This window comes from Micrococcus sp. 140720015-1 (genome assembly GCF_053627595.1).
In genome coordinates, this window is record NZ_JBSEYC010000001.1 from 25,205 (window position 1) to 47,441 (window position 22,237).

General features: G+C 72.5%; 16 protein-coding genes. 8 read left to right on the forward strand and 8 right to left on the reverse strand.

What is annotated here, in order from left to right; all coding sequences use genetic code 11:
- Window positions 1–2: 2 nt before the first annotated feature.
- Window positions 3–2,534 (reverse strand): HAD-IC family P-type ATPase, encoded by a 2,532-nt coding sequence (locus ACUXPL_RS00145; RefSeq protein ID WP_454181057.1) that lies wholly within the window; start codon window positions 2,532–2,534, stop codon window positions 3–5.
- A gap of 93 nt (window positions 2,535–2,627) precedes the next feature.
- Window positions 2,628–3,194 carry a DinB family protein gene (locus ACUXPL_RS00150; protein WP_010080071.1) on the reverse strand — a complete coding sequence of 189 codons (567 nt, stop codon included), beginning with the start codon at window positions 3,192–3,194 and terminating at the stop codon, window positions 2,628–2,630.
- A gap of 282 nt (window positions 3,195–3,476) precedes the next feature.
- Between ACUXPL_RS00150 and ACUXPL_RS00155 the strand changes: the two genes are divergently transcribed.
- From ACUXPL_RS00155 to ACUXPL_RS00170, 4 genes are all read left to right on the forward strand, one after another.
- Window positions 3,477–4,349, forward strand: a complete 873-nt coding sequence (locus ACUXPL_RS00155) for a CoA transferase (RefSeq protein WP_454181059.1) — start codon at window positions 3,477–3,479, stop codon at window positions 4,347–4,349.
- Between the two features lie 105 nt (window positions 4,350–4,454).
- Window positions 4,455–5,387, forward strand: a complete 933-nt coding sequence (locus ACUXPL_RS00160) for an HNH endonuclease (protein ID WP_454181061.1) — start codon at window positions 4,455–4,457, stop codon at window positions 5,385–5,387.
- Between the two features lie 228 nt (window positions 5,388–5,615).
- Entirely contained in the window at window positions 5,616–7,091 is a 1,476-nt protein-coding gene (locus ACUXPL_RS00165) for an aldehyde dehydrogenase family protein (RefSeq protein ID WP_454181063.1), read from the forward strand.
- A 263-nt stretch (window positions 7,092–7,354) separates the two neighbouring features.
- The gene (locus ACUXPL_RS00170; protein ID WP_185194518.1) at window positions 7,355–8,290 is read left to right on the forward strand and encodes a hypothetical protein; all 936 of its coding nucleotides are present in this window, start codon (window positions 7,355–7,357) and stop codon (window positions 8,288–8,290) included.
- Window positions 8,291–8,410: 120 nt separating this feature from the next.
- Here ACUXPL_RS00170 and ACUXPL_RS00175 read toward each other — a convergent pair whose 3' ends face one another.
- The 5 genes from ACUXPL_RS00175 to ACUXPL_RS00195 all read right to left on the reverse strand — a co-directional run bounded on the left by ACUXPL_RS00175 (window position 8,411) and on the right by ACUXPL_RS00195 (window position 14,165).
- On the reverse strand, window positions 8,411–9,967 hold the full coding sequence (locus ACUXPL_RS00175; RefSeq protein WP_454181066.1) for a DUF1846 domain-containing protein: 1,557 nt from the start codon (window positions 9,965–9,967) through the stop codon (window positions 8,411–8,413).
- 67 nt (window positions 9,968–10,034) lie between these two features.
- Window positions 10,035–11,048 carry a trimeric intracellular cation channel family protein gene (locus ACUXPL_RS00180; RefSeq protein ID WP_454181068.1) on the reverse strand — a complete coding sequence of 338 codons (1,014 nt, stop codon included), beginning with the start codon at window positions 11,046–11,048 and terminating at the stop codon, window positions 10,035–10,037.
- A 73-nt stretch (window positions 11,049–11,121) separates the two neighbouring features.
- Window positions 11,122–12,021 carry a trimeric intracellular cation channel family protein gene (locus ACUXPL_RS00185; RefSeq protein ID WP_454181070.1) on the reverse strand — a complete coding sequence of 300 codons (900 nt, stop codon included), beginning with the start codon at window positions 12,019–12,021 and terminating at the stop codon, window positions 11,122–11,124.
- Between the two features lie 31 nt (window positions 12,022–12,052).
- Window positions 12,053–13,492, reverse strand: coding sequence for an adenylosuccinate lyase (gene purB, locus ACUXPL_RS00190; protein ID WP_454181072.1), 1,440 nt, complete (start codon window positions 13,490–13,492; stop codon window positions 12,053–12,055).
- A gap of 58 nt (window positions 13,493–13,550) precedes the next feature.
- Complete coding sequence (locus ACUXPL_RS00195; RefSeq protein WP_454181074.1) at window positions 13,551–14,165, reverse strand: GNAT family N-acetyltransferase; 615 nt, start codon at window positions 14,163–14,165, stop codon at window positions 13,551–13,553.
- Between the two features lie 141 nt (window positions 14,166–14,306).
- Between ACUXPL_RS00195 and ACUXPL_RS00200 the strand changes: the two genes are divergently transcribed.
- Complete coding sequence (locus ACUXPL_RS00200) at window positions 14,307–15,887, forward strand: AMP-binding protein (RefSeq protein WP_454181076.1); 1,581 nt, start codon at window positions 14,307–14,309, stop codon at window positions 15,885–15,887.
- Between the two features lies 1 nt (window position 15,888).
- On the opposite strand, the gene ACUXPL_RS00205 is transcribed toward ACUXPL_RS00200, so the two are convergent.
- On the reverse strand, window positions 15,889–19,479 hold the full coding sequence (locus tag ACUXPL_RS00205; protein ID WP_454181078.1) for a TM0106 family RecB-like putative nuclease: 3,591 nt from the start codon (window positions 19,477–19,479) through the stop codon (window positions 15,889–15,891).
- Window positions 19,480–19,693: 214 nt separating this feature from the next.
- Here ACUXPL_RS00205 and ACUXPL_RS00210 point away from each other — a divergent pair, with 214 nt between their 5' ends.
- From ACUXPL_RS00210 to ACUXPL_RS00220, 3 genes are all read left to right on the forward strand, one after another.
- Window positions 19,694–20,110 (forward strand): PaaI family thioesterase, encoded by a 417-nt coding sequence (locus ACUXPL_RS00210; RefSeq protein ID WP_454181080.1) that lies wholly within the window; start codon window positions 19,694–19,696, stop codon window positions 20,108–20,110.
- A 71-nt stretch (window positions 20,111–20,181) separates the two neighbouring features.
- Window positions 20,182–21,531 carry a phenylacetate--CoA ligase family protein gene (locus tag ACUXPL_RS00215; RefSeq protein ID WP_454181082.1) on the forward strand — a complete coding sequence of 450 codons (1,350 nt, stop codon included), beginning with the start codon at window positions 20,182–20,184 and terminating at the stop codon, window positions 21,529–21,531.
- Between the two features lie 92 nt (window positions 21,532–21,623).
- Window positions 21,624–22,235: a TetR/AcrR family transcriptional regulator gene (locus tag ACUXPL_RS00220; protein ID WP_248103068.1), complete on the forward strand. Its 612-nt coding sequence runs from the start codon at window positions 21,624–21,626 to the stop codon at window positions 22,233–22,235.
- The last annotated feature ends 2 nt before the right edge of the window (window positions 22,236–22,237 follow it).

Consider the following 22,237-nt stretch of genomic DNA (forward strand, 5'->3'; position numbering starts at 1 on the left):
TCTCAGGCCCCCGCGGCGGCCAGCACCCGCGCCACATGGCGGCGGTGCACCTGGTGGATGACCTCGATCAGCCCGCACCCGACGACCGCGACCACCAGCGCGGCCACGAGCACGTCCGTGGGCGGGACCTCCATCCGGTGGTACCAGCGGGAGGCCGGCACCAGCACGACGGCGGCCAGCACCGCGTACATCGCCAGGATCAGCAGCACCACGCGCGCGCTCAGCGGCCGGGACATCACGCTGAGCACCCACAGGCCCAGCAGGGTCAGGGTGATCATGAACGCGGCCTGCTGGCGGGCCAGGTCGACGTCGCCGGCGGTGAGGCGCACGTACGCATGCAAGGCCACCATGGACAGCAGGATCACCGCGCCGGAGGGGATCGCGAACCGCAGCGCCCGCCCCAGGAAGCCGGGCACGTAGCGGCGCGGGTTCGGCAGCAGCGCGAGGAAGAACGTGGGCGCGCCGATCATGATGAAGTCCACCGTGGAGGCCTGCCGCGGCAGCAGCGGGAACTGCCACGCGAACAGGGAGAACACCACGCCGAACAGCAGCGCGTACGTCGTCTTCGTCAGGTAGATGTGGGCGAGCCGCTCCATGTTCGCGATCACCTGGCGGCCCTCGCCGAGCACGCGCGGCAGGCGGTCGAAGCGCCCGTCCAGCAGCACCATCCGGGACACCGCCTTGGTGGCCGGGGCCGCGTTGCCCATGGCGATGCCCAGGTCCGCGGTCTTCAGGGCCAGGGCGTCGTTCACGCCGTCGCCGGTCATGGCCACCACGTGCCCGCGCGACTGCAGCGCCTGCACCATCGCCTTCTTCTGGTCCGGGCTGACGCGGCCGAACACGTCGTGCTCGGCCATCACGTCGGCGAGCACTCCGGGATCGTCCGGCAGGATGCGCCCGTCGTAGGCCTGGCCCGCCACCTCGAGGCCCACCTCGCGGGCCACGGCGGCCACGGTGCGTGGGCTGTCCCCGGAGATCACCACGGTCCGCACGCCCTGGGCGTGGAAGTAGTCGAGGGTCTCGGCGGCGTCCGGGCGCACGTTCTCGCGGAACGTCACGACGGCGACCGGGACGCCTCCGGCGGGCAGCGCGTCCCCGGCCAGGGGCGCGTCCGTGCGGGCCAGCAGCAGCACACGGCGGCCGGCGTCCGCGTCGGCGTGGACCTGGGCGCGGACGGCCTCGGCGGCGTCGGGGCCGAGGAGCCGCTCGTCCACGAGGGCCTCGGGTGCGCCGAGCAGCCACGTGCCGGCTGCGGCCCCGGCCTCCGGGCCGAACGCGACCGCCGACCACCGGCGCGCGGAGGAGAACGCCACCTGGGCCGCGGGGTCCATGGCCGGGACGGCCGTGAAGGGCTCGCGCAGGGCCGCCGCGGTGGGGTTCACGTCCGGGTCCGCGCCGAACCAGGCGAGAACGGCCCGAGCCCCGTCGCCGACCTCGGCCGGGGCGCCGTCGTCGTGGGTGTCCGGGGACGCGTCCGCCGAGGCGGGTGCGGTGAGCCGGTCGAACCGGACGCCGCCCTCGGTGAGGGTGCCGGTCTTGTCCAGGCAGACGGTGTCCACGCGGGCCAGGACCTCCACGGCGGGCTGCTCCTGGATGAGGACCTCCTGCTGGGCCAGCTTGAGCGCGGACACGACGAACGCGATGGTCGTCATGAGCGCCAGGCCCTGCGGGATCATGCTGGTCACCGCGGCCACGGACGCGATCAGTGCGGGCTCCAGGGCCGCCTCGCGCGGCTGGGAGAGGGCGAGGGACCAGCCGCCGACCGCCGTCATCTGGCCGTGCACGATCACCGCGATGATCGGCACCAGGGCGATCGTCAGCCAGCGGGCCACCTTCTCCAGGGCGCCGCGCAGCTCGGAGTGGATGGCGGAGTAGCGGCGGGCCTCGGCGCTGAGCCGGGCCGCGTGCGAGGCCGCGCCCACCGCCGTCGCGCGCACCAGGCCCGCGCCAGCCACGACGGCCGAGCCCGAGAGCACGGCGTCCCCGGGGGTCTTGGGCACGGGGTCGTTCTCCCCGGTGAGCAGCGCCTCGTCCATGTCCAGGCCGTCCGAGACGAGGACCTCGCCGTCCACGGGCACCTGGTCGCCGCGGCGCAGCACCACGACGTCGTCCCGCACGATCTGCGCCATCGGCAGGGGCACGCGCGCCCCGTCCCGGATGACGACGACGTCGTCCTGGTGCAGCAGCGCGATCCGGTCCAGCTTCCGCTTGGCCGAGTACTCCTGGACCACGCCGATCACCACGTTGGCCACAGCGGCCAGCGAGAACAGCAGGTCCAACCAGCGGCCCATCAGGATCACGACGACGGCGCACAGCGCGATCGCCAGATTGAACAGCGTGAACACGTGCACGCGCAGGATCTGACCCAGCGAGCGGGACGTGTCCCGCGACTGGACGTTGACCAGGCCCGCGGCCTCCCGCTCGGCGACCTCGGCGGCGGTGAGCCCGGTGATCCCCGCCGCGCCGGTGGACCCCAGGCCCGTCCCGCTCTCGGGGGCGGACGGGTGCGCGGACGCAGGGGAGGGGGAGGTCATGGCACAGAATCTACCCAGCCGGTGCGGGGCCGGGCATCCGACGAGGGGATGAACCCGGGTGCGACCGCAGGCGGGGCTGCGGGTGGGGCGGGCTCACTCGCCGGTCTGGCCGTCGATCCCCTCGCGCAGCAGGTCGGCGTGTCCGGCGTGGCGGCCGTACTCCTCGATCATGTGGGTGAGGATCCACCGCAGCGAGACCGGGTCCCGCCCCTCCCGGATCCGGTGGGCGCGGGCCAGGGCCGCGGCGCCGTCGTCGCCGTCCGCCGCGAGCAGGTCCACCACGATCTGCCGGGACCGCTCCACCTGGCCCTGCCAGAGGGCGCGCAGGTCCGCCGCGGAGTCCTGCGCCGCGCTGTGCCAGTCCCAGTCGGGGTCGGCGTCGAAGTCCGCTCCCACCCAGGGCGCCGAGGTGGGCTCGCCGAGGGCGACGGCCTCGAACCACCAGAACTCGACGAACGCGAGGTGCTTGAGCAGGCCGCCGAGCGTCATTGCGGACGGGTGCCCCGGCAGCCGGCGGTGCAGCGCCGCCGTGTCCAGGTCCGCCGTCTTCCACTCGATCGTGGCGCGCAGGAAGTCGAGGAAGCCCAGCAGGGTGGCGGCCTCGCCCGCGGCGAAGGGCGGCTCGGGGCGGCCCTGGTCGTCGTAGAACACGGTGGTCATGGCGGCCAGGCTACGCCCCACCCCGCGTTTTCGTTCGGGAAACGGCGCGTGCGGGGGCGGGTGAGCTGGCGGTCGGGCCGGCGGGGTGAGCGCCAGCGGACCTGGAACGGGTGCGGTCGCTCTGAACCTGCAAAGTGCGCCCATACCGACCGCAGGCGTTCCCGGAAGGGGCAGGCCGTCGTCGACGGCCTGACCGAGCAGGCGGGTTGCGACCCAAGCGAGATGCACGTCACAGTCAGACCCATGGGTCCGGCGCCCGACGCCCCGTGCCCACCATGGGACATGGACCTCGGCTCTGCGCTGGACGGCGTCTCCGTCCTCACCATCGCCCTGAACCGGCCCGGCCCCGCCGCCGCGGCCCGCCTCGGAGAGCTGGGTGCCGACGTCGTGACGGTGCTGCCGCCGGCCGGTGACCCCATGGCCACCATGAGCCCCAGCCTGTATGCCGAGCTGCACGCGGGGCAGCGGGTGGTGACGGTGGATCTGAAGTCCGATGCCGGCCGCGCCGAGATGGAGGAGCTACTGGCCGCGGCGGATGTGTTCATCACCTCCCACCGGGCGGGGGCCCTGCGGCGGCTCGGCCTGGACGCCGCGGCCGTGGCGATGCGGCACCCGCGGGTGTGCCAGGTGGACATCGTCGGGTTCGCGGGGGAGCGCGCCGACGTGCCCGGGCACGACCTCACCTACCAGGCCGAGTCCGGCCTCCTGCCGGTGGACGACGCCGGGACTCCCGTCCTCCCGCGCGCCCTCGTGGCGGACATGCACGGGGCCGAGCAGGCGGTGAGCGCCGCGTTGGGGCTGCTGCTGGCGCGCGGCCGCGGAGGCGACGACGCGGTCGGTGGGCGCGCCCAGGTGGCGCTGGCGGATGCGGCCGCCGCGGTCGGGCTGCCGACCCGGCACGGCCTGCTCGAGCCCGACGCGATCCTCGGCGGCGTGACCCCCTACTACGCCGTGTACCCGGCGGCCGAGGGGCACGTCGCAGTCGGCGCGCTCGAGCCGCACTTTGCCGAAGCGCTGCGGGCCGAGCTGGACCTGCCGGAAGGAACCGGCGACGACGTCGCCGCGGCCTTGAGTGCCGCGCTGCGGTCGCGCTCGGCGCGGGACTGGCAGGCGTGGGGAGAGGCGCGCGGAATCCCGCTGGCGGAGGTGGGGTGAGGGGTGGGCTTGGCCCGATGTAGCTAAGCCCACCGCGGGGCCGCGCTTGGTACGGTGCGACATAGATTGCGTCCGCGTCTGAGGCGCTCCCGAGCAAGGACCCCCATGAGTGAACCGATAGGGCTGCGTGAAGCTGCCATCGAGTGGCTGAAGATGCGTTCGCTCGATGGCCAGGTACCGCTCACCCGGGAGGATATCGGTGACTTCCGGTGGAACGGGGAGCCGTTCCCGCTGATCTCCACGCAGAACGGAATCCGCAAGCCGGCAGGGTTTGATGCCGCGCTTTCCTTTTACACGGTGTATCGCCCAAAGGGTCATGCCCGTCCCTACGAGGATGAAATCGGCGACGACGGCCTCATGCGCTACAAGTGGCAGGGCACGAATCCCCGTCTCCCGGTCAACCGGGGGCTCTTCCGGGCACACGAGCGCGGCCTCCCGCTGATCTGGTTCGTCGGCGTGGGCATGAGTCCGGCACGGTTTCAAGTGGTGGCTCCGGTCTATGTTGTAGGACGCGAGGATGAGCGACACCAAATCGTCTTCGCGCCGATGGAGCCGGAGGACTATTCGCCGGAACTCATGCATGAGTCTGTTCTGGAGGCGTCTCTCAAGCGGTACCTGAGGCGGGAGGTCAAGATCCGCGTTCACCAGCCGCATTTCCGGTCCACCGTGTTGGCCGCCTACGACAACCACTGTGCGGTCTGCAATTTTGCGCATCCGGAATTGCTGGATGCTGCTCACATTGTGCCGGATCGTGAGGTGCATGGTCTGCCGACCGTGGTCAATGGCCTTGCCATGTGCAGGATTCACCACGGTGCTTTCGACAATCACTTCTTGGGCATCACACCTGACTTCACCGTGGAGATCCGACAAGATCTCTTGGACGAGGTAGATGGGCCGATGCTGCGGCACGGACTTCAGGACCTCCACGGGCGAAAACTCATGAAGCTGCCCACGCGGCGGGCGGACCGCCCGTCTCGTGAGAATCTCGCGTGGGCATACGAGCGCTTCCGGGAGGCCACCGTCGCCGACGTCGCCTGACGCGGCTCGGCCGTGAGGATGATCCGCGGGCTGTGACGTGCCGGGGACGGGGAGCAACCATGGCGGCGACGATGATGCGCCGGGGAGAACCCGTTTCGGTAACCGCACCCGGGGGCTCGAGCTTGTCCCCTCTCTCGTCAGTGGCCCCAAGGTCTCGCCAAGCCCCCCACCCATGCGGGTGAACTGGGTGTTCCATTCCCGAACTCCCCGTTGAGAGAGGAGCACCTCATGACCCCCACGACCTCCACCCCCGCCACGTTCCACGACAACCGTGTGGACCAGCAGTTCATCGCCGGCCAGTGGCGTGACGGCGCCTCCGGTGACCGCGCGTCGGACATCAACCCCTACACCGACGACGTCGTCGCCGAGTTCGTCCTCGCCACCGCGGAGGACCTCGACGAGGCCTACCGCGCCGCCGCCGCGGCCCAGGAGGAGTGGGCTGCCGCGCCGCCGAAGGACCGCGCCGCCGTCCTTCGTCGTGCGGCCGAGATCCTCGAAGAGCGCCGCGACGAGGTCATCGACTGGCTCGTGAAGGAGGCCGGCTCCACCCGCATCAAGGCGGACACCGAGGTCAACCTCGCGATTGCCATCACCCAGGAGGCTGCGAGCTTCCCCACCCGCGTGCACGGGAAGATCTTCGATTCCAACACGCCGAACCGCGAGACGCGCGTGTACCGCAAGCCGGTCGGCGTCGTCGGGGTCATCTCACCGTGGAACTTCCCGCTGCATCTGTCCCAGCGCTCCGTGGCTCCCGCGCTCGCGCTGGGCAACGCGGTGGTCCTCAAGCCCGCGTCGGACACCGCGGTCACGGGCGGCACCCTGATCGCCCGCGTCTTCGAGGAGGCCGGACTGCCCGCCGGCGTGCTGTCCGTCGTGGTGGGCTCCGGCTCCGAGATCGGTGACGCCTTCGTCACCCACCCCGTGCCGCGCCTGATCTCCTTCACCGGCTCCACCGCCGTGGGCAAACAGGTGGCCGCGAACGCCGTCACCGGGGACACCATCAAGAAGGTGGCGCTCGAGCTCGGCGGGAACGCGCCGCTCGTGGTGCTCGACGACGCCGACCTCGACGCAGCCGTCGACCAGGCCGTGCAGGGCGGCTACCTCCACTCCGGCCAGATCTGCATGTCCGTGCAGCGCGTGATCGTGGACGAGAAGGTCTACGACGAGTTCCTCCCCAAGTACGAGGGCGCGGTGAAGGCGCTCAAGGTCGGCGACCCTGCTGAGGAGGGCGTCCTGGTGGGACCGATCATCAATGACTCCCAGGTCGAGAGCCTCAGGAAGAAGATCGCGTCGGCGGAGGCGGACGGTGCCCGGGCGCTCGTGGGCGGCGAGATCCAGGGTCGAGTGGTGCCGCCTTTCGTCTGGGTGGACGCCACGGCCGACATGGACATCGCGCGTGAGGAGATCTTCGGCCCCATGACGGTGGTGCTCAAGGCCCATGACGAGGCCCATGCGCTCGAGCTGGCCAACGACCACGAGTACGGCCTCTCCTCGGCCGTCTTCACGCAGGATCTGGACCGCGGGCTGCGCTTCGCGGACGGACTGGCGGCGGGCATGAGCTTCATCAACGAGATGACCGTGCAGGACGAGGCGCACGTGGCCTTCGGCGGCGCGCGGAACTCCGGTCTGGGGCGGTTCAACGGCGAGTGGGCCCTGGAGGAGTTCACCACCGACCACACCATTGGCGTGACGCGGGTGGGCTGACTCAGACCGGCTCCGCGAAGACCCCCTGCTGAGTGACGAGCCCTGCGATATGGCCCCTAAAACCCGCGAGTAGGGGCCATATCGCAGGGCTCGTCACCGAGGGGGGTGGGTGGGGCGGTGCTGGACGGTCTCCTGCACAGGTGCGTGCGGCCGGGCCGTGGTCCACAGGTCGGACTCCGCGCGCTCCCAGTGAGAGCGCGGAGCACCAGCCTGGTCGCATGCCGCGACCCCTCGCTCCTCTCGCCACGTCGCTTCCTACGATTTTGACCGTCCCGGAGGGACGAGAGGCCGGTCTGAGCCGCGCCCGGCTCCGCGCACCGGACCTGGTCGCGATCGGCCACGGCCTGCGCATGAGCCGGGATGTGGAGGCCACGTGGACGGACTATCTGCGCGCCGTTCAGTCGCTGAACCCCTCGGGGGTGTTCTCCCACGCCACGGCCGCGCGGATCTGGGGGATGTGGATCCCGGGCCGGCTGCTCGAGGATCCGCGAGTCCATCTCGCGAAGGAGCGCGGCCGCGGAGGACGGACGAGTCGGCCGGGCCTGCTCACCCACCAGCTCCAGCCGGACGCACCCGTGATCGAGTACCGGGGTCTGCGTCTGACCGCCCCCGCCTGGACCTGGGTGGACCTCGCCCATCACCTCTCTGTCGAGGACCTCGTGGTCGCTGGGGACAGCCTGCTGCCGTCACCGCACGGGGCGGAGGCACGCCGTCTCGGTCGCCTGCCTGCCCGGGCCACCACGGTGGACGAGATGCGGCGTCTCGCGCACGCCCGGAAGAACGTCCGCGGCATCGTGCGGGCCCGCACCGTGCTGGACCTGTTGCGCACGGGCGCGGACTCTCCGCCGGAGTCGCGGCTGCGGCATCGGCTCCACGAGGCGGGATTCCCCGAGCCTCAAGTGAATCCCCCGATCCGCTTGAGCTCCGGGGAGACGGTCCGCGTGGACCTGGCCTGGGAAGAACTGCGGCTGTGCCTCGAGTTCGACGGCGACCAGCACCGTACGGATCGGGCTCAGTGGCAGCGGGATCGGGCGCGCAGGCGCGGTCTCGAAGCCGACGACTGGGCCGTCACCTGGGTCGCGGGCGAGGTCTTCACACGCGGTGGCTGGCCCCGCTTCGTCGGGGACCTGTCCCGCCTCATGCGTCGCCAGGCCACCCGTCGCGGCGCGGTGCTGCCGCCGGGACTGCCGGGGGAGTGAGGCGGCGGCGCGCGCCGGCGTCGTGGTCTGCCTTCACGGGACGATGAGCCCTGCGATATGGCCCCTATAACGCCCCGGAAGGGGCCATATCGCAAGGCTCGTCGCAAGAACCGCCTCGCCTCACCGCTTCCGGTACAGCCCCTTCTTCTGGAACTTCGGCTCGCTCGTCACGAGCATCCCCAGGGACCGGAAGATGCCCTCGTCCACGGAGCCGAGGATCGTCGTGGTGTGCACGTCGCAGCCCTCGAGGCTGGCCAGCTGCTCGACGGCCGCCCTCGCGTTCTCGTCGGTCGCCGCGGACACGGACAGCGCGATCAGCACCTCGTCCGTGTGCAGCCGCGGGTTCTTGGAGCCCAGGTGCACGGTCTTGAGCGTCTGGATCGGCTCGATCGAGGCGGGGGAGAGCAGGTGCACATCGTCCTCGATGCCGGCCAGCACCTTGAGGGCGTTGAGCAGCACCGCGGCGGAGCAGCCCAGCAGCTCCGAGGTCTTGCCGGTCACCAGGGTGCCGTCCGCCAGCTGCATGGCCGCGCCGGGCTCGCCGGTGCGCTCGGCCACCAGCTGCGCGGCACCCACCACCGGGCGGTCCTCCGAGCTCAGACCGAGCTTGGACATCACCAGGGCCACGCGCTCGGATTCGGTGTCGTCCGCGCCCTCCAGGGCCTCGTTGACCTGAGCCTTGTAGTAGCGCCGGATGATCTCCTGCTTCGCGGCCTCCTGGCACACCTCGTCGTCCACGATCGCCGCGCCGGCCATGTTCACGCCCATGTCCGTGGGGGACTTGTACGGGGTGGTGCCCGTGACCTTCTCCAGCAGCGCGGACAGCAGCGGGAACACCTCGACGTCGCGGTTGTAGCTGGTCACCCGCTCGCCGTACTCGGCCAGGTGGAACGGGTCGATCAGGTTGATGTCGTCCAGGTCCACGGTGGCGGCCTCGTAGGCGGCGTTCACCGGGTGCTCGAGCGGCAGGTTCCAGATGGGGAACGTCTCGAACTTCGCGTAGCCGGCCGGGATGCCCCGCTGCCGGTCGTTGTACACCTGGCTCAGGCACGTCGCCAGCTTGCCGGAGCCCGGGCCGGGGGCCGTCACGACGACGAGGTCCCGCGTGGTCTCGGACCACTCGTTGGCGCCGAAGCCCTGCTCCGAGACGATCGTGGACATGGCGTGGGGGTAGCCGGGGATCACGCGGTGGCGGGCCACCTTCAGGCCGAGCCGCTCGAGCTTCTCGAGGAACGCCAGCGCGCGGTGGTTGGCGTCCTCCAGCTGCGTGACCACCACGTGCTCCACCAGGAACCCGCGCTCCCGGAACACGTCCACGAGGCGCAGGACGTCGTCCTCGTACGTGATGCCCAGGTCCGCGCGGACCTTGTTCCGCTCGAGGTCCTTGGCGTTGAAGCACACCAGGATCTCGGTCTCGTCCTTGATGCGGTCCAGCATCGCGATCTTGTTGTCCGGGGTGAAGCCGGGCAGGACGCGGGAGGCGTGCAGGTCGTCGAAGAGCTTGCCGCCCATCTCCAGGTACAGCTTCCCGCCGATCTGGCGGCGGCGTTCCTGGATGTGCTGGGACTGGAGCTCGATGTACTTCGCGCGGTCGAATCCGACGCGGTGGAGGGGGCCGGAGGCCGCGGCCTCCGTAGTGGTGCTGGCGGGGCGGGCGGTCTCATGCGTGCCGGTCATGGACTCTCAGCATAGACCTGTCCGCGGGGTGCGCGTGCGCGGCCCGGCGTCGGGCCCACCGCATCCCTCAGCCCCTCGGGTCCTCCGGGTCGTCCGCGATCCAATCGTGCTCGGGGTCGTCGAAGCTGCGCGTGCGCCCGGTGCGCAGGTCGGTGACGTCCATGACGCCGGTGCCGCGGTCCAGGCGCACCTGCTGGTGTGAGGCGGGGTCGACGACGGTGATTGTCTGGGTCTGCGGGTCGTAGTCGTCCACGCGCACCTGGTCCTCGTACTCCTGCCGCGGTCCGTAGGACCCGTGCGTGTCGTCGTCGGGGAAGGCGGGGGCGCCGGGGGAGCGCAGCCGGCGCTCGAGGGTGCGCTCCACCCGGCGCGCGGCCGCCTCCTGCGCCTGCGTGGCCAGGCGCCGCAGACGTTCGAGGGACTCCTTGTCCTGGGAGATCTCCGCGCCGAAGAACCGCCACTGGTAGCGGTAGGCGATCATCCGCACCGCGAAGATCAGGAACGCGATGAGGAAGCCGGTGAACCCGTTGAGCGCGCCGTTCATCGCCACCACGGTCGCCAGCACCGCGCCCAGGAACGTGGGGAGCACGTAGACGCCGCGGGGGTCGAAGATGGAGGGCACCTCGTTGGCGACGATGTCCCGCAGCACGCCGCCGCCGAGCGCCGTGACCATCGCGATCACCACCGTGGACACCGGGTGCACGCCCATCGAGTGCGCCAGCAGCACGCCGGACACCGTGAACAGGGCGAGCCCGGCGGCGTCGAACAGGGTGATGGTCAGGTTCAGCCGATTCGGGTGGATCAGCTTGACGTACACGAGCAGGGACACCAGCACGGGCGGGGCCAGGTAGACCGGGTTCTCCAGGGACGCGGGCAGACCGCGGTCCAGCAGGATGTCCCGCGTGAAACCGCCGCCCAGGCCCGCCAGGAGGGACAGCGCCATCGAGCCCACCAGGTCGAACTGCTTGCGCGCCGCCAGCAGCGCCCCCGAGGTGGCGAAGAAGAAGATCCCGATCAGGTCCAGGGTCGTGAGCAGCCACGGGACGTCGGTGAGGGTGGCGAAGAACTGCTGCACGTCCACGGCGGCTCCTTCCGTCGGGTCCGGGGGGGTCACCGGCCATTGTCCCGTGCGGCCCGCGCGGTGGCTCGTTTGTTCACCCGGGTGTCCCCGGGGGCGGGCCGTCCTCGTCGGCGCCGGGCGTCTCCTCGTTCGCCGGGGGGCCGTCCTCGCCGGGGTCGGCGGGCGGCCCGTCCCGGCCCTTGCGGTCGCGGATGTCCGGCACGGGCGGCTCGTCGTGCGGATCCAGGCGCTGGCGCTGGGTCTCCCCCGAGATCTCGGCCCCCGGGGCGAGCCACTCCCTGCGCAGCGACACCACGCGCAGCACGAGCACGAGCACCATCACCGCCGCCGAGGTCAGCGGGTTCAGGACCTCCGCCTGGCCGAGGGCCGCCGTCGTGCCCGCGCCGAGGATGGCCGGCAGCGCGTACCAGCCGCGCCCGCCGAACACGGCGGGCGGTTCCCCGGCGACGACGTCGCGCAGGATGCCGCCGCCGACGGCGGTCACCAGGCCCAGCACCGCGGCGGCGACCGGGCTCAGGCCGGCGAGCAGGGCGATGCGTGTGCCCACCACGCAGTACACGGCCAGGCCGATGGCGTCGAAGGCCATGACGGCGTGGTGGCCGCGCTCGCCGTCGAAGATCCGGAGGAACACCGCCAGGGACGCGACCGCCGGCAGGATCAGGTACCAGGGGTTGTCGAAGGCCGCGGGCACGTCTCGGCCGACCACGAGGTCACGGACGACGCCGCCGCCCGTGCCCACCATGAGGGCCAGCAGCAGGGAGCCGACGATGTCGTAGCCCTTGCGCACGGCGAGCACCGCGCCCGAGATCGCGAAGAAGAACACGCCCACGAGGTCCACGGCGGTGATCGCCGCGGTGATCGCGTCGGCGAGCTCGCCGTGCGCGTCGATCGGCTCGGGCACGTCCCGTTCGAGTTCGGCGGGGTCCTTGGGGGTGGCGGACAGCAGCCACACGGGGAGAGGCGGAAGCAGCACCCGCCCATCGTCCCCCGTCAGGCGGCCCGGGTCAGCCCTGCGCCGGTCCGAACTCCTTGGCCAGCTTCGCCGCCACGCCGGTGTACCCGGCCGGGGTCAGCTCCAGCAGGCGCGCCTGGGCCGCCTCCGACAGGCCGAGGCCCTGCACGAACTCGCGCATGCGCGCCCCGTCCACGCGGTGGCCGCGGGTCAGCTCCTTGAGGCGCTCGTAGGGGTTGTCCATGCCCTCGACGCCGGCGATCGCCTCGGCGCGCATCACGGTCTGGACGGCCTCGCCGAGCACCTCCCAGTTCGTGTCGAGGTCCTCGGCCAGCGCGGGCTCGGCCACCTGGAGCTGGCCCATGCCCTTGGTGACGTTGGTCAGGGCGAGCACCGAGTGGCCCAGGGCCACGCCGATGTTGCGCTGCGACGTCGAGTCCGTGAGGTCACGCTGCCAACGGGACTCCACGAGGGTGGCGCCCAGCGAGTCGAGCAGGGCGCAGGAGAGCTCGAGGTTGGCCTCGGCGTTCTCGAAGCGGATCGGGTTCACCTTGTGCGGCATCGTGGAGGAGCCGGTGGCGCCGGCCACGGGGATCTGCGTGAAGTAGCCGATGGAGATGTAGCTCCACACGTCCACGCAGAAGCCGTGGAGGATCCGGTTGAAGCGCGCGACGTCGGCGTACAGCTCCGCCTGCCAGTCGTGGGACTCGATCTGGGTGGTCAGCGGGTTCCAGGTGAGGCCGAGGTGCTCCACGAAGGACCGGGAGAGGGCCGGCCAGTCCGCGTCCGGGGCGGCGGCGAGGTGGGCGGCGTAGGTGCCGGTGGCGCCGTTGATCTTGCCCAGGTACTCCTGGCCGGCGATGCGCCGGGTCTGACGGCTCAGACGGTGCACGAACACGGCCATCTCCTTGCCCAGCGTGGTGGGCGTGGCCGGCTGCCCGTGCGTGCGGGAGAGCATGGGGGTCTCGGCGGCCTCGGCGGCCATCGCGGCGACGGTGGCCACGGCGGCGCGGGCGGCCGGCAGCCAGACCTGCTCGACGGCGTCGCGCACACCCACCGCGTAGGCGAGGTTGTTGATGTCCTCGGAGGTGCACGCGAAGTGCACGAGCGGCTTCAGCCGGCCCAGGCCCAGCCCCTCGAGGCGGTCGGCGATGAAGTACTCGACGGCCTTCACGTCGTGCACCGTGACCTTCTCCGTGGCCGCCAACTCGGACACGGACTCCGCGTCGAAGTCCGTGACGATCGCCCGCAGGCCCGCCTGCTGCTCGGCCGTGAGCGGCTCCAGACCCGGCAGCACGCGGTGCTCGGCCAGGTGGATGAACCACTCGACCTCCACGTGGATGCGGTTGCGGTTCAGCGCCGCCTCGGACAGGTGCTCCACGAGCGGCTCCACCGCCGCACGGTAGCGACCGTCCAGGGGGCCGAGGGCGATGCCGGCCTCGGCGAGGGAACGGCGGTGGGCGGTGGACGCGGGCGCGGGCTGCGAGGTCATGGCCCCCATTCTGGCAGGCGCCGCGGACGCCCGACGAAGGCGACGACCGGGTCCGTCCTCAGCCGTCCGTCGACGCCGGCCACCAGTCTCGCCGCAGCACCGCGAGCTGCACCGAGTCCCATCGCCGGCCCTCCCAGGGGCGGGCCTCGGGGATGCGGGCGACCTCGGTGTACCCGACGCGGACCGCCGACGCGATCATCCGCGCGTTGCCGGACCACGTGACCAGGCTCAGCAGGTGCGCGTCCGTCTCCGCGAACGACGCGTCCGACCACAGCGTGAGCGCCGCCCGCCCGACGCCGCGGCCCCACGTGGTCGGGTCGAACAGTAGGATGCCGAGCTCCCACCAGCCCGAGCCCGCCGGATGCTGCTCCGTGCGGGTCACGAGACCGACGGGGGCGCCGTCCACCGTGACGACCCGGACGTCAGGGTCGCCGACGCGCCGGCGCGCGTGGTCGGCGTCGAAGTCCGCGCGGCTCGGCGGGGCGGCCGTGTCCGCGGCGTGGAAGTACGGGGCGTCCCACCGCTTCCACTCGGGGTCCTCGGCGCCGTGGATCCAGGTCCACAGGAAGTCGGCGTCGTCGGCGGCCACCGGGCGCAGCGCGACGTCGGTCCGGGGCGGGGCGTCCGCGCGCGTCCCGGAGGGGCGAGGGGTGGCGGGATCGAGCTCGGTCATGGCGCCATCCTGCCCTCAGCCGCGACGGGGTGGCGAGTGCAACATGCGGACGCGCCCGGTGGCCCGGGGCGCGGCGGACCTACCGTGGCTGACGTCGCCGTCGCCCGGCGTCGGCGTGCCGAGAGGGATGAGGAGACCGAGATGACGGAACGGACCGGGCAGGCCAGCGAGGCCGGGACGATCGACCGGCTGATGGCCGGGTGGGTCGCCGACGTCGAGACCCCGGACGCCTGCGCCGCCCACCTGCTCTGCGACCGATGGCCGGCCGACGCCGTGGCGTTCCGGTTCGTGGCGGAGGACATGTCCGCCGTCGACCTCACCTTCGGCGAGCTGGCCGACCGCTCCCGCCGCCTCGCCACCGGCCTCGCCGCCCGCGGCGTCACGCGCGGCGACCGCGTTCCCGTGATGATGTCCAAACGGGAGGAGCTCGTCATCACCCTGCTGGCCCTGTGGCGGCTCGGTGCCGTGCACGTGCCGCTGTTCACCGCGTTCGCCGCGGGCGCCGCACGGATGCGCATCGAGGGCGCGGCGGCGCGGCTCGTCGTCGCCGAACCCCGTCAGGCCGAGAAGCTCACGGACATCCCGGGCATCGAGATCATCCGCACCGGGCCCGAGTGGGACGCACTCGCGGACTCCGCCCCGCTGGCCGAGGACGTCGCCGTCGGCGGGGACGGGCCGATCGCCCTGCTGTTCACCTCCGGCACCACCGGCCGCCCCAAGGGGGTGCCCGTGCCGCTGCGCGCGGCCGCCGCGTTCGCCGTCTACCTCACGTGCGCGGTGGACCTGCGCCCCGAGGACCTGTTCTGGAACGCGGCCGACCACGGCTGGGCGTACGGGCTGTACTACGGGATCGTCGGCACGCTGGTGCTCGGGGCGACCTCGGTGCAGTATCGCGGCGCCTTCTCCCCGGCGACCATGGTCGAGGTGATCCGCTCGCAGGGCGTCACGAACCTCGCCGGCGCCCCCACGATGTTCCGCGCGCTGGCCAAGGCCGGGGAGGTCACCGAGGACGCCCCGCTGCGGCTGCGGCGCGTGTCCACGGCGGGGGAGCCGCTGCCGCCGTCCGTGCTCGAATGGGGCCGGTCGGCCCTCGGCACGGAGATCCGCGACCACTACGGCCAGACCGAGCTGGGCATGGTCATCTGCACCCCCGCGCACCCCGAGCTGGCCGCGCCGCCCCGCCCGGGTTCGATGGGTGTGCCCCTGCCGGGGATCGCCGCGGAGATCCGGGACGGGCAGATCGCGATCGACGCGGCCTCGCCCCTGTTCTGGTTCCCCGGCTACCTCGGGGAGCCGGAGAAGACCGCGGAGCGCTTCACCCCGGACGGCCGCTGGTACCTGACCGGGGACACCGCCCGGCAGGACGACGACGGCTGGTTCTTCTTCTCCTCGCGGGACGACGACGTGATCCTCGCCGCCGGGTACCGGATCGGCCCGTTCGACGTGGAGTCCGTGCTCATCGACCACCCGCGGGTGCAGGAGGTCGCCGTCGTCGGCCTGCCGGACCCGGAGGGGGTGCGGGGCGAGGAGGTCGTGGCGTTCGTGGTGCCCGCCGGAGCCGTCGCGGACCCGGACACCCTGGCGGCCGAGCTGCAGGCGAAGGTCCGCGACGAGTACTCCAAGCACGCCTACCCGCGCCGGGTGCACTTCGTGGATCGGCTGCCCAAGACCCCCTCCGGCAAGCTGCAGCGGTTCCTGCTGCGCCAGGGCGCCGCCGGCTGACTCAGCGGTGCACGAGCCGCAGGAACGCACCGATCATCGGCAGGTCCTCGGGGCGGGTGGGCAGCGCGTCCGCGAGGGCGGGGGAGTGGACGAGGTAGGCGGCCCACTGCCCGCGCGAGATCGACACGTTGAGCCGGTTCCGGTTCAGCAGGAAGTCCAGCCCGCGCGGCACCTCCTGCGGTGAGGACGCCGCCATCGTCAGGATCGCGACGGCGGCCTCGCGCCCCTGGAAGCGGTCCACCGTGCCGACGGTGGTCCCCTCCAGGCCCGCGGCCTCCAGCGACTCCTCGACGGTCGCCACCTGCGCGTTGTAGGGCGCCACCACGATGACGTCCGACGCCTCGAGCGGGCGCCCGGGGGCGTCGGGGCGCTCGCGCCACGTGCGTCCCAGCAGGTCCCGGATGATCGCGACGACGGCCTCCGCCTCCTCCGGCGAGGACACCGCGTTGCCCGCGTGCGGCACCGGCACGGGGTGCAGCCCCGGCTCGACGCCGTCGAGGTGGCGGGCGTCCGTGACCTCCTCCCGCGCGCCGAGCTCGCCGGCGTAGGAGAGCGTGGAGACGGCCTCCGTCAGCGCGGAGTGCATACGCCAGGAGGTGTCCAGGAAGAAGCCGCGGTCTGCGCGCAGCACCGGCTCGTCGGCGGCCAGCCAGCTCAGCGCGGCCTCGCCAATCGGCTGGGGGTGGGTCCCCTTGGTGACCTGCGGCAGCTGCTGGGGGTCGCCGAGCAGGAGCACAGTGCGGGCCATGGCCGCCGCGGCGAGGGTGTGCGCCAGGGAGAACTGCCCGGCCTCGTCGATCACCAGGAGGTCGAACTCCTGCACGTCCTCGTGCGCGAAGGTCCAGGCGGTGCCGCCGACGACGTGGCCGGGGAGGCCGATGTACGGCTTGGCGTCCGACACCGTGGCCCAGGGGCGCTCGGGCGCGTCCTTGCCGCGCTTCTCCGCCTTGAGCACCTGTTTCTTCGGCACCCCGATGGACACGAGCTTGCCCAGGAAGTTCTCCACCACGGCGTGGGACTGGGCCGTGACGCCCACGCTCCACCCGCGTTCGAGCAGTGCCTTCACGGCGTGGCTCCCCACGTGGGTCTTGCCCGTCCCGGGAGGGCCCTGGACGGCGACGTAGGAGCCCCGCGCGGACTCGAGCGCCTCCACGAGCGCCTCCCAGCCCTGGCGGGCGGGAGCGGGCGCGGAGTCTCCCTCGCGCAGCTCGGTGGAGATGGCCGCCAGGGGGCGGCCGGCGGTCGCCGGGGGGCGGCGCGCCAGGATGTCGAAGGCGGCCGTGGACGGGGCGGCGGCGTCGCCTCCCGATCCCGGCAGACCGCCGGCCTGCACCGCGGTCCGGGCGCGCTCGCGCAGGCGCTCCTTGAGCTTGTCCGTGTTCACCACCGTGTGGGCGAACGCCGCCATGGGCAGCTCCGAATGCTGCTCCACGTCCTGCGTGGGGATCTTCTCCCGCAGCAGCACCACGGAGCTGCCGTCCGGGCGGTCCTCGACGTCCTCCACGACGGCCTTGGCACCGACCCAGCGCACCGCGTTGGGCTGGAGGAGGTCGCGGCGGTCCGCCGGGACGTCCTCGTACACCGTGATGGCCTCGGCTCCGGGCTGCAGCGAGCTCCCCGGCTCCAGGGTGCCGGTCATCCGCAGCACCCGCTGGAAGGTCCGAGCGCCCTTGGGTCGGTGCCAGTCCTCGGCCACGTCCACGCGGTCCGCCACGACGTTGGCGCGGGCGTCCTGCCACTCATCCGGCGGGGAGATGCCACGGTCGAAGAAGGCCCACCACACGGGTTTGTCCTCGCGCTGGTAGAAGCCCAGCCCGGCGGCGAGCAGGGCCACGCCGCGCTGCTCGTCGTCCAGGACGGCGTCCGCGTCCTCCGCGGTGGGCAGGAGGCCCAGGAGGTCCGCCTCCAGGCGCGCGTCCTCGCCCTCCAAGGCGGGGGCGGGCTCGACGAGGTGCTCATCGTCGTCGGGCCGGGGTGCCGTGGCACCGTGCTCGGCGGTGCGCCCCACCTGCTCCAGCAGCCAGTCGCGCAGCCGGGCGGTGGAGACGCAGTCGTAACGGTTGTATTCCTCGATGTCCTTCCGGATCTTCACCGCCTCGTCGTCTCGCTTCGCTTCCCGCGCCTCGACGTATGCGTGGTACTCCGTCACCGAGTCCGCCGCCGTCGTGACGCCGTCCTCCGCCCGGTGCTCCGCCCCCATGTAGAGGGGCTCCAGTTTCTTGATGGAGTAGCTCGGCACACCGGCCCGCAGGGCGGCGCGGACCGTGGAGTAGAGGTCGACGAACAGCCCCGCGCGCAGCCAGTCGTCCAGCTCGCGCTCGCCCACGCCGTGGCGCACGGTCAGGCGCTTCAGCGCGGTGACCTCGTACGCGGCGTAGTGGTAGATCCGCATCCCCGGGTGGGCCGCGCGCCGCGCCTCCACGAACGCCACGAACTCCTCGAGCGCCGCCCGCTCCGCGGCACGGGTGTTCGCCCACAGACCCGTGAACCGGAAGTCGGCCGAGGCGGTGCGCGCGGTGTCCCCGCCCGGCGCCTCGACCCATCCCCACAGGTACTCGAGGCCCTCCATGCTCCCGTCCGCGGAGACCCACAGCGGGTCCCCCTCGAAGTCGAAGAAGACGTCTCCTGCATCCGGCACGGGAAGCCCCGCCACGGCGCGCGGGTCCACGATCCGATGCGGCGGCAACCCGCCCGCCCCGGCCGGCTCCAGCTGGATCGCCGCCTGTTCCCGCAGCGCCTCCCACGTGCGGCGGGCCAGGCCCTCCGTCGGTGCGACGGACGCCGCGAGCTGCTCGATGGTCGTGATGCCGGCCTCGCGCAGCCGGGTGCGCTGCAACCGCGTGGCCCCCGCCGTGAGCAGCACGTCCCGGTGCTCGGCGACGGCCTCCTCGCACGCCTCGCATGCGCCGCAGACGCTCAGGCGGTCGTCACCCCAGCGGGCGGGCTCCCCGGCGGCCACGTGATCCTGCAGCAGCGCCTCCAGCCGGGAGCGCTGGTGCCGGTACACCGGGATCACCTCGTCCAGGTCCGCGACGTGCCGGGAACCGCCCCCGAGCCACAGGCTGCCCTGCCGCGCCCGCGGCACGCCCATGCCGTCCAGCAGGTCCGCGTACGCGGCGATCTGCAGCAGCGCCGTCACCCGCGCATGCCGGGCCAGCTTCGTGTCCACCACCTCGTACGCACCCTCGGGGTGCTCCTCGTCCGTGCGGAGCACGAGGAAGTCGGCCAGGCCGCCGAACGCGCCGTCGTGCAGCATCCCCTGGAACACAACGGCGGGACGCGCGGCCAACGCCGCCGCGGTGCGCTCCCCGGCGGCCCGCACGCCCTCGGGCGTGTAGCGCTCCGGGCGGGCGAGCCGGACCACCTGGTCTGCGCCGTGCTCCGCCTCGAGGCGCGCGAGCACGCGGGACTCGTGCTCGTCCCCGAGGCGGGAGACCCGCTCCAGGAACGCGTCCGCCACGTCGATCCGCGGGGCGCGCCCGAGCGCGGGGTCCACCGTCCCGCGCAGCCACCCGTACGTGCACGTCGCGGCGGCGGTGATGTCCGAGGGGCTGAGCATGAAGGAGGCGCGGTCCGGCGCGAAGGTCACCATGCGGTCACCCTAGACAGGAGCCGCGGACACGATGGGCAGGGCCCGCGCACGGGATCCCGGTGCGCCTCGCCCCGGCAGCGGCAGGGCGGGGCAGTGCGCGTCACACACCGGACCGGACTTGACGTGGGTCACATCCAGAGAGTTACCTAATGATCGTTCAGTAATTCTCTGCGCCGCCGCGCCGGCGCGCACGTGCCCGCAGGGAGGCCCGCCCATGACCGAGACCGCCCACCACCCCATGCTCGCCGAGGACCGCGTGGCGCGGTGGCTCGGCGTCACCCTCGAGGCCGCCGAGAAGGACCACGCGCGCATCCGGATGACGCTCACCGAGGACCAGCACAACGGCTTCGGCCTGGCCCACGGCGGCGCCGTCTTCGCGTTCGCGGACACGTGCTTCGCGCTGACCTGCAACGACCCCGCCTCGGACGGCTCCACCCTCACCGTGGCCTCCGGCGCGGACGTCAACTTCCTCGCGGCCACCCGCGCCGGGCAGACCCTCGTCGCGGAGGGCCGCCTGGTCGCCGCCGCCGGCCGCTCGGCCGTCTACGACATCACCGTCACCACCGACGACGGCACCCCGGTGGCCGCCTTCCGCGGCCGCTCCCGGACCATCCCCGCCCCCGGACGCTGACCGACGGGCGCACCCGCCGGTGCGCCGCCGTCGTCGACCGCCGCCCGACCCCGCATCCCCAGGAGGACGCCATGCTCGATGCCTCGATCCCCAACCCGTACACGCCGGCACCTCTGCCCGCCCCCGCCGAGCGCGGGGCGCCGGACCCCGAGGAGACGATGAGCCGGGACCAGATCGAGGCGCTCCAGTTCGAGCGCCTCCGCTGGACCCTGCACCACGCCTACGAGAACGTGCCCGCGTATCGGGAGCACTTCGACGCGCACGGCGTCCACCCCTCGGACTTCACGGAGCTCGGGGACCTCGCCAAGTTCCCGTACACGGACAAGGAGTTCCTGCGGAAGAGCTACCCGTTCGGCGCATTCGCCGCCACGGGCCCCGAGCTGCGCCGCATCCACGCCTCCTCCGGCACCACCGGCCAGCCCACCGTGGTCGGCTACACCGACGACGACCTGGCCACGTGGGCCACCCTCGTCGCCCGCTGCTTCCGCGCCGGCGGCATCCGCCCCGGTGACCGCGTGCACAACGCGTACGGCTACGGCCTGTTCACCGGCGGCCTCGGCGCCCACTACGGCGCCGAGCGCATCGGGGCGGCCGTGATCCCGATGTCCGGCGGGCAGACGGAGAAGCAGGTGCAGCTGATCACCGACTTCCAGCCGCGCGCCATCCTCGCCACGCCCACCTACCTGCTGACCATCGCGGACGGCTTCAAGAAGCTCGGCCTGGATCCCCGCGAGTCCTCCCTCGAGGTCGCGATCCTCGGCGCCGAGCCGTGGACCGAGGAGATGCGCCGCGAGATCGAGCAGACCTTCGACCTCGATGCCCTGGACATCTACGGCCTCTCCGAGGTCATGGGCCCGGGCGTGGCCGGCGAGTCTGCGGCCACCAAGGACGGCTCCCACATCTGGGAGGACCACTTCCGCCCCGAGATCATCGACCCGCTCACGGACGAGGTCCTCGAGACCGGCCGCCCCGGCGAGCTCGTCTTCACCTCGCTCACCAAGCAGGCGCTGCCGATCATCCGGTACCGCACCCACGACCTCACCCGCCTGCTGCCGGGCACCACGCACCCGGGCCACCGCCGCATGGGCCGCATCACCGGCCGCTCGGACGACATGATCATCCTGCGCGGCGTGAACCTGTTCCCGTCGCAGATCGAGGAGCTGGCCCTCAAGGAGCCGGCCCTGTCGCCGCACTTCACCCTCGAGATCACCCGCCCGGACCGCATGGACCAGATGGCCGTGAACATCGAGCGCCGCGATCATGCGACCCTCGAGGAGGCCCAGGCCTGCGCCGCGCACCTGCGCATGGAGATCAAGACGAAGATCGGCTCCTCGTGCGTGATCAACGTGGTGGAGCCGGAGACCCTGGCCCGCTCCTCCGGCAAGCTCAAGCGGATCTACGACCTGCGCGACCCGGCCTGATCCCGTCCCCGCGGCCGATCCCGACGTCGGCGTGCCCGGTAGAGTGGACCGGTGCGCCGTCGTCGGCGTCCGCCCGCCCCCGAAGGAGCCCCGTGCCCCAGAGCAGCCCCACCCCGCGCCGCGGCCGGCCCGGCTATGACCGGCAGACGCTGCTGGCCGAGTGCGTCGAGCTCTTCAACCGGCACGGCTACGAGGCGACGTCCATGGGCATGCTCGCCACCCACCTGGGCATCTCCAAGTCCGCGATCTACCACCACGTGGAGTCCAAGGAGGCGATCCTCGACCACGCGGTGACGGAGGCGCTCGACGCCCTCGAGGCGTGCCTGGACGATGTGGTGGCCAGCGGGGCCGACGCCGGCGCGCAGGTCGAGGCGGCCATCCGCGGCACGCTCGGGGTGCTGGCGGAGAAGCAGCCCGAGGTGACCCTGCTGCTGCGCCTGCGCGGGAACTCGGCGGTCGAGGTGGCCGCCGTCGAGCGCCGGCGCGAGATCACCCGGCGTCTGGGCGACCTGCTCGAGGCAGCCCAGGCCGCGGGTGCGGTGCGCTCCGATGTGACCCCCCGCAACCTCGCCCGTCTGGCGCTCGGCATGATCAACTCGATCGTCGACTGGTACCGGCCGGATCGCGGCGTCCCCGGGCAGCAGGGACCGGGCCAGATGATCGACGCCGTCACGGGCGTGGTGCTCGGGGGTCTGCGGGGCTGACG

What these genes read in the sequence shown, in the direction of transcription:
- ACUXPL_RS00145 (WP_454181057.1), bottom strand. Translation starts at nt 2,534, where the DNA reads ATGACCTCCCCCTCCCCTGCGTCCGCGCACCCGTCCGCCCCCGAGAGC.
- ACUXPL_RS00150 (WP_010080071.1), bottom strand. Translation starts at nt 3,194, where the DNA reads ATGACCACCGTGTTCTACGACGACCAGGGCCGCCCCGAGCCGCCCTTC.
- ACUXPL_RS00155 (WP_454181059.1), top strand. Translation starts at nt 3,477, where the DNA reads ATGGACCTCGGCTCTGCGCTGGACGGCGTCTCCGTCCTCACCATCGCC.
- ACUXPL_RS00160 (WP_454181061.1), top strand. Translation starts at nt 4,455, where the DNA reads ATGAGTGAACCGATAGGGCTGCGTGAAGCTGCCATCGAGTGGCTGAAG.
- ACUXPL_RS00165 (WP_454181063.1), top strand. Translation starts at nt 5,616, where the DNA reads ATGACCCCCACGACCTCCACCCCCGCCACGTTCCACGACAACCGTGTG.
- ACUXPL_RS00175 (WP_454181066.1), bottom strand. Translation starts at nt 9,967, where the DNA reads ATGACCGGCACGCATGAGACCGCCCGCCCCGCCAGCACCACTACGGAG.
- purB (WP_454181072.1), bottom strand. Translation starts at nt 13,492, where the DNA reads ATGACCTCGCAGCCCGCGCCCGCGTCCACCGCCCACCGCCGTTCCCTC.
- ACUXPL_RS00195 (WP_454181074.1), bottom strand. Translation starts at nt 14,165, where the DNA reads ATGACCGAGCTCGATCCCGCCACCCCTCGCCCCTCCGGGACGCGCGCG.
- ACUXPL_RS00200 (WP_454181076.1), top strand. Translation starts at nt 14,307, where the DNA reads ATGACGGAACGGACCGGGCAGGCCAGCGAGGCCGGGACGATCGACCGG.
- ACUXPL_RS00205 (WP_454181078.1), bottom strand. Translation starts at nt 19,479, where the DNA reads ATGGTGACCTTCGCGCCGGACCGCGCCTCCTTCATGCTCAGCCCCTCG.
- ACUXPL_RS00210 (WP_454181080.1), top strand. Translation starts at nt 19,694, where the DNA reads ATGACCGAGACCGCCCACCACCCCATGCTCGCCGAGGACCGCGTGGCG.
- ACUXPL_RS00215 (WP_454181082.1), top strand. Translation starts at nt 20,182, where the DNA reads ATGCTCGATGCCTCGATCCCCAACCCGTACACGCCGGCACCTCTGCCC.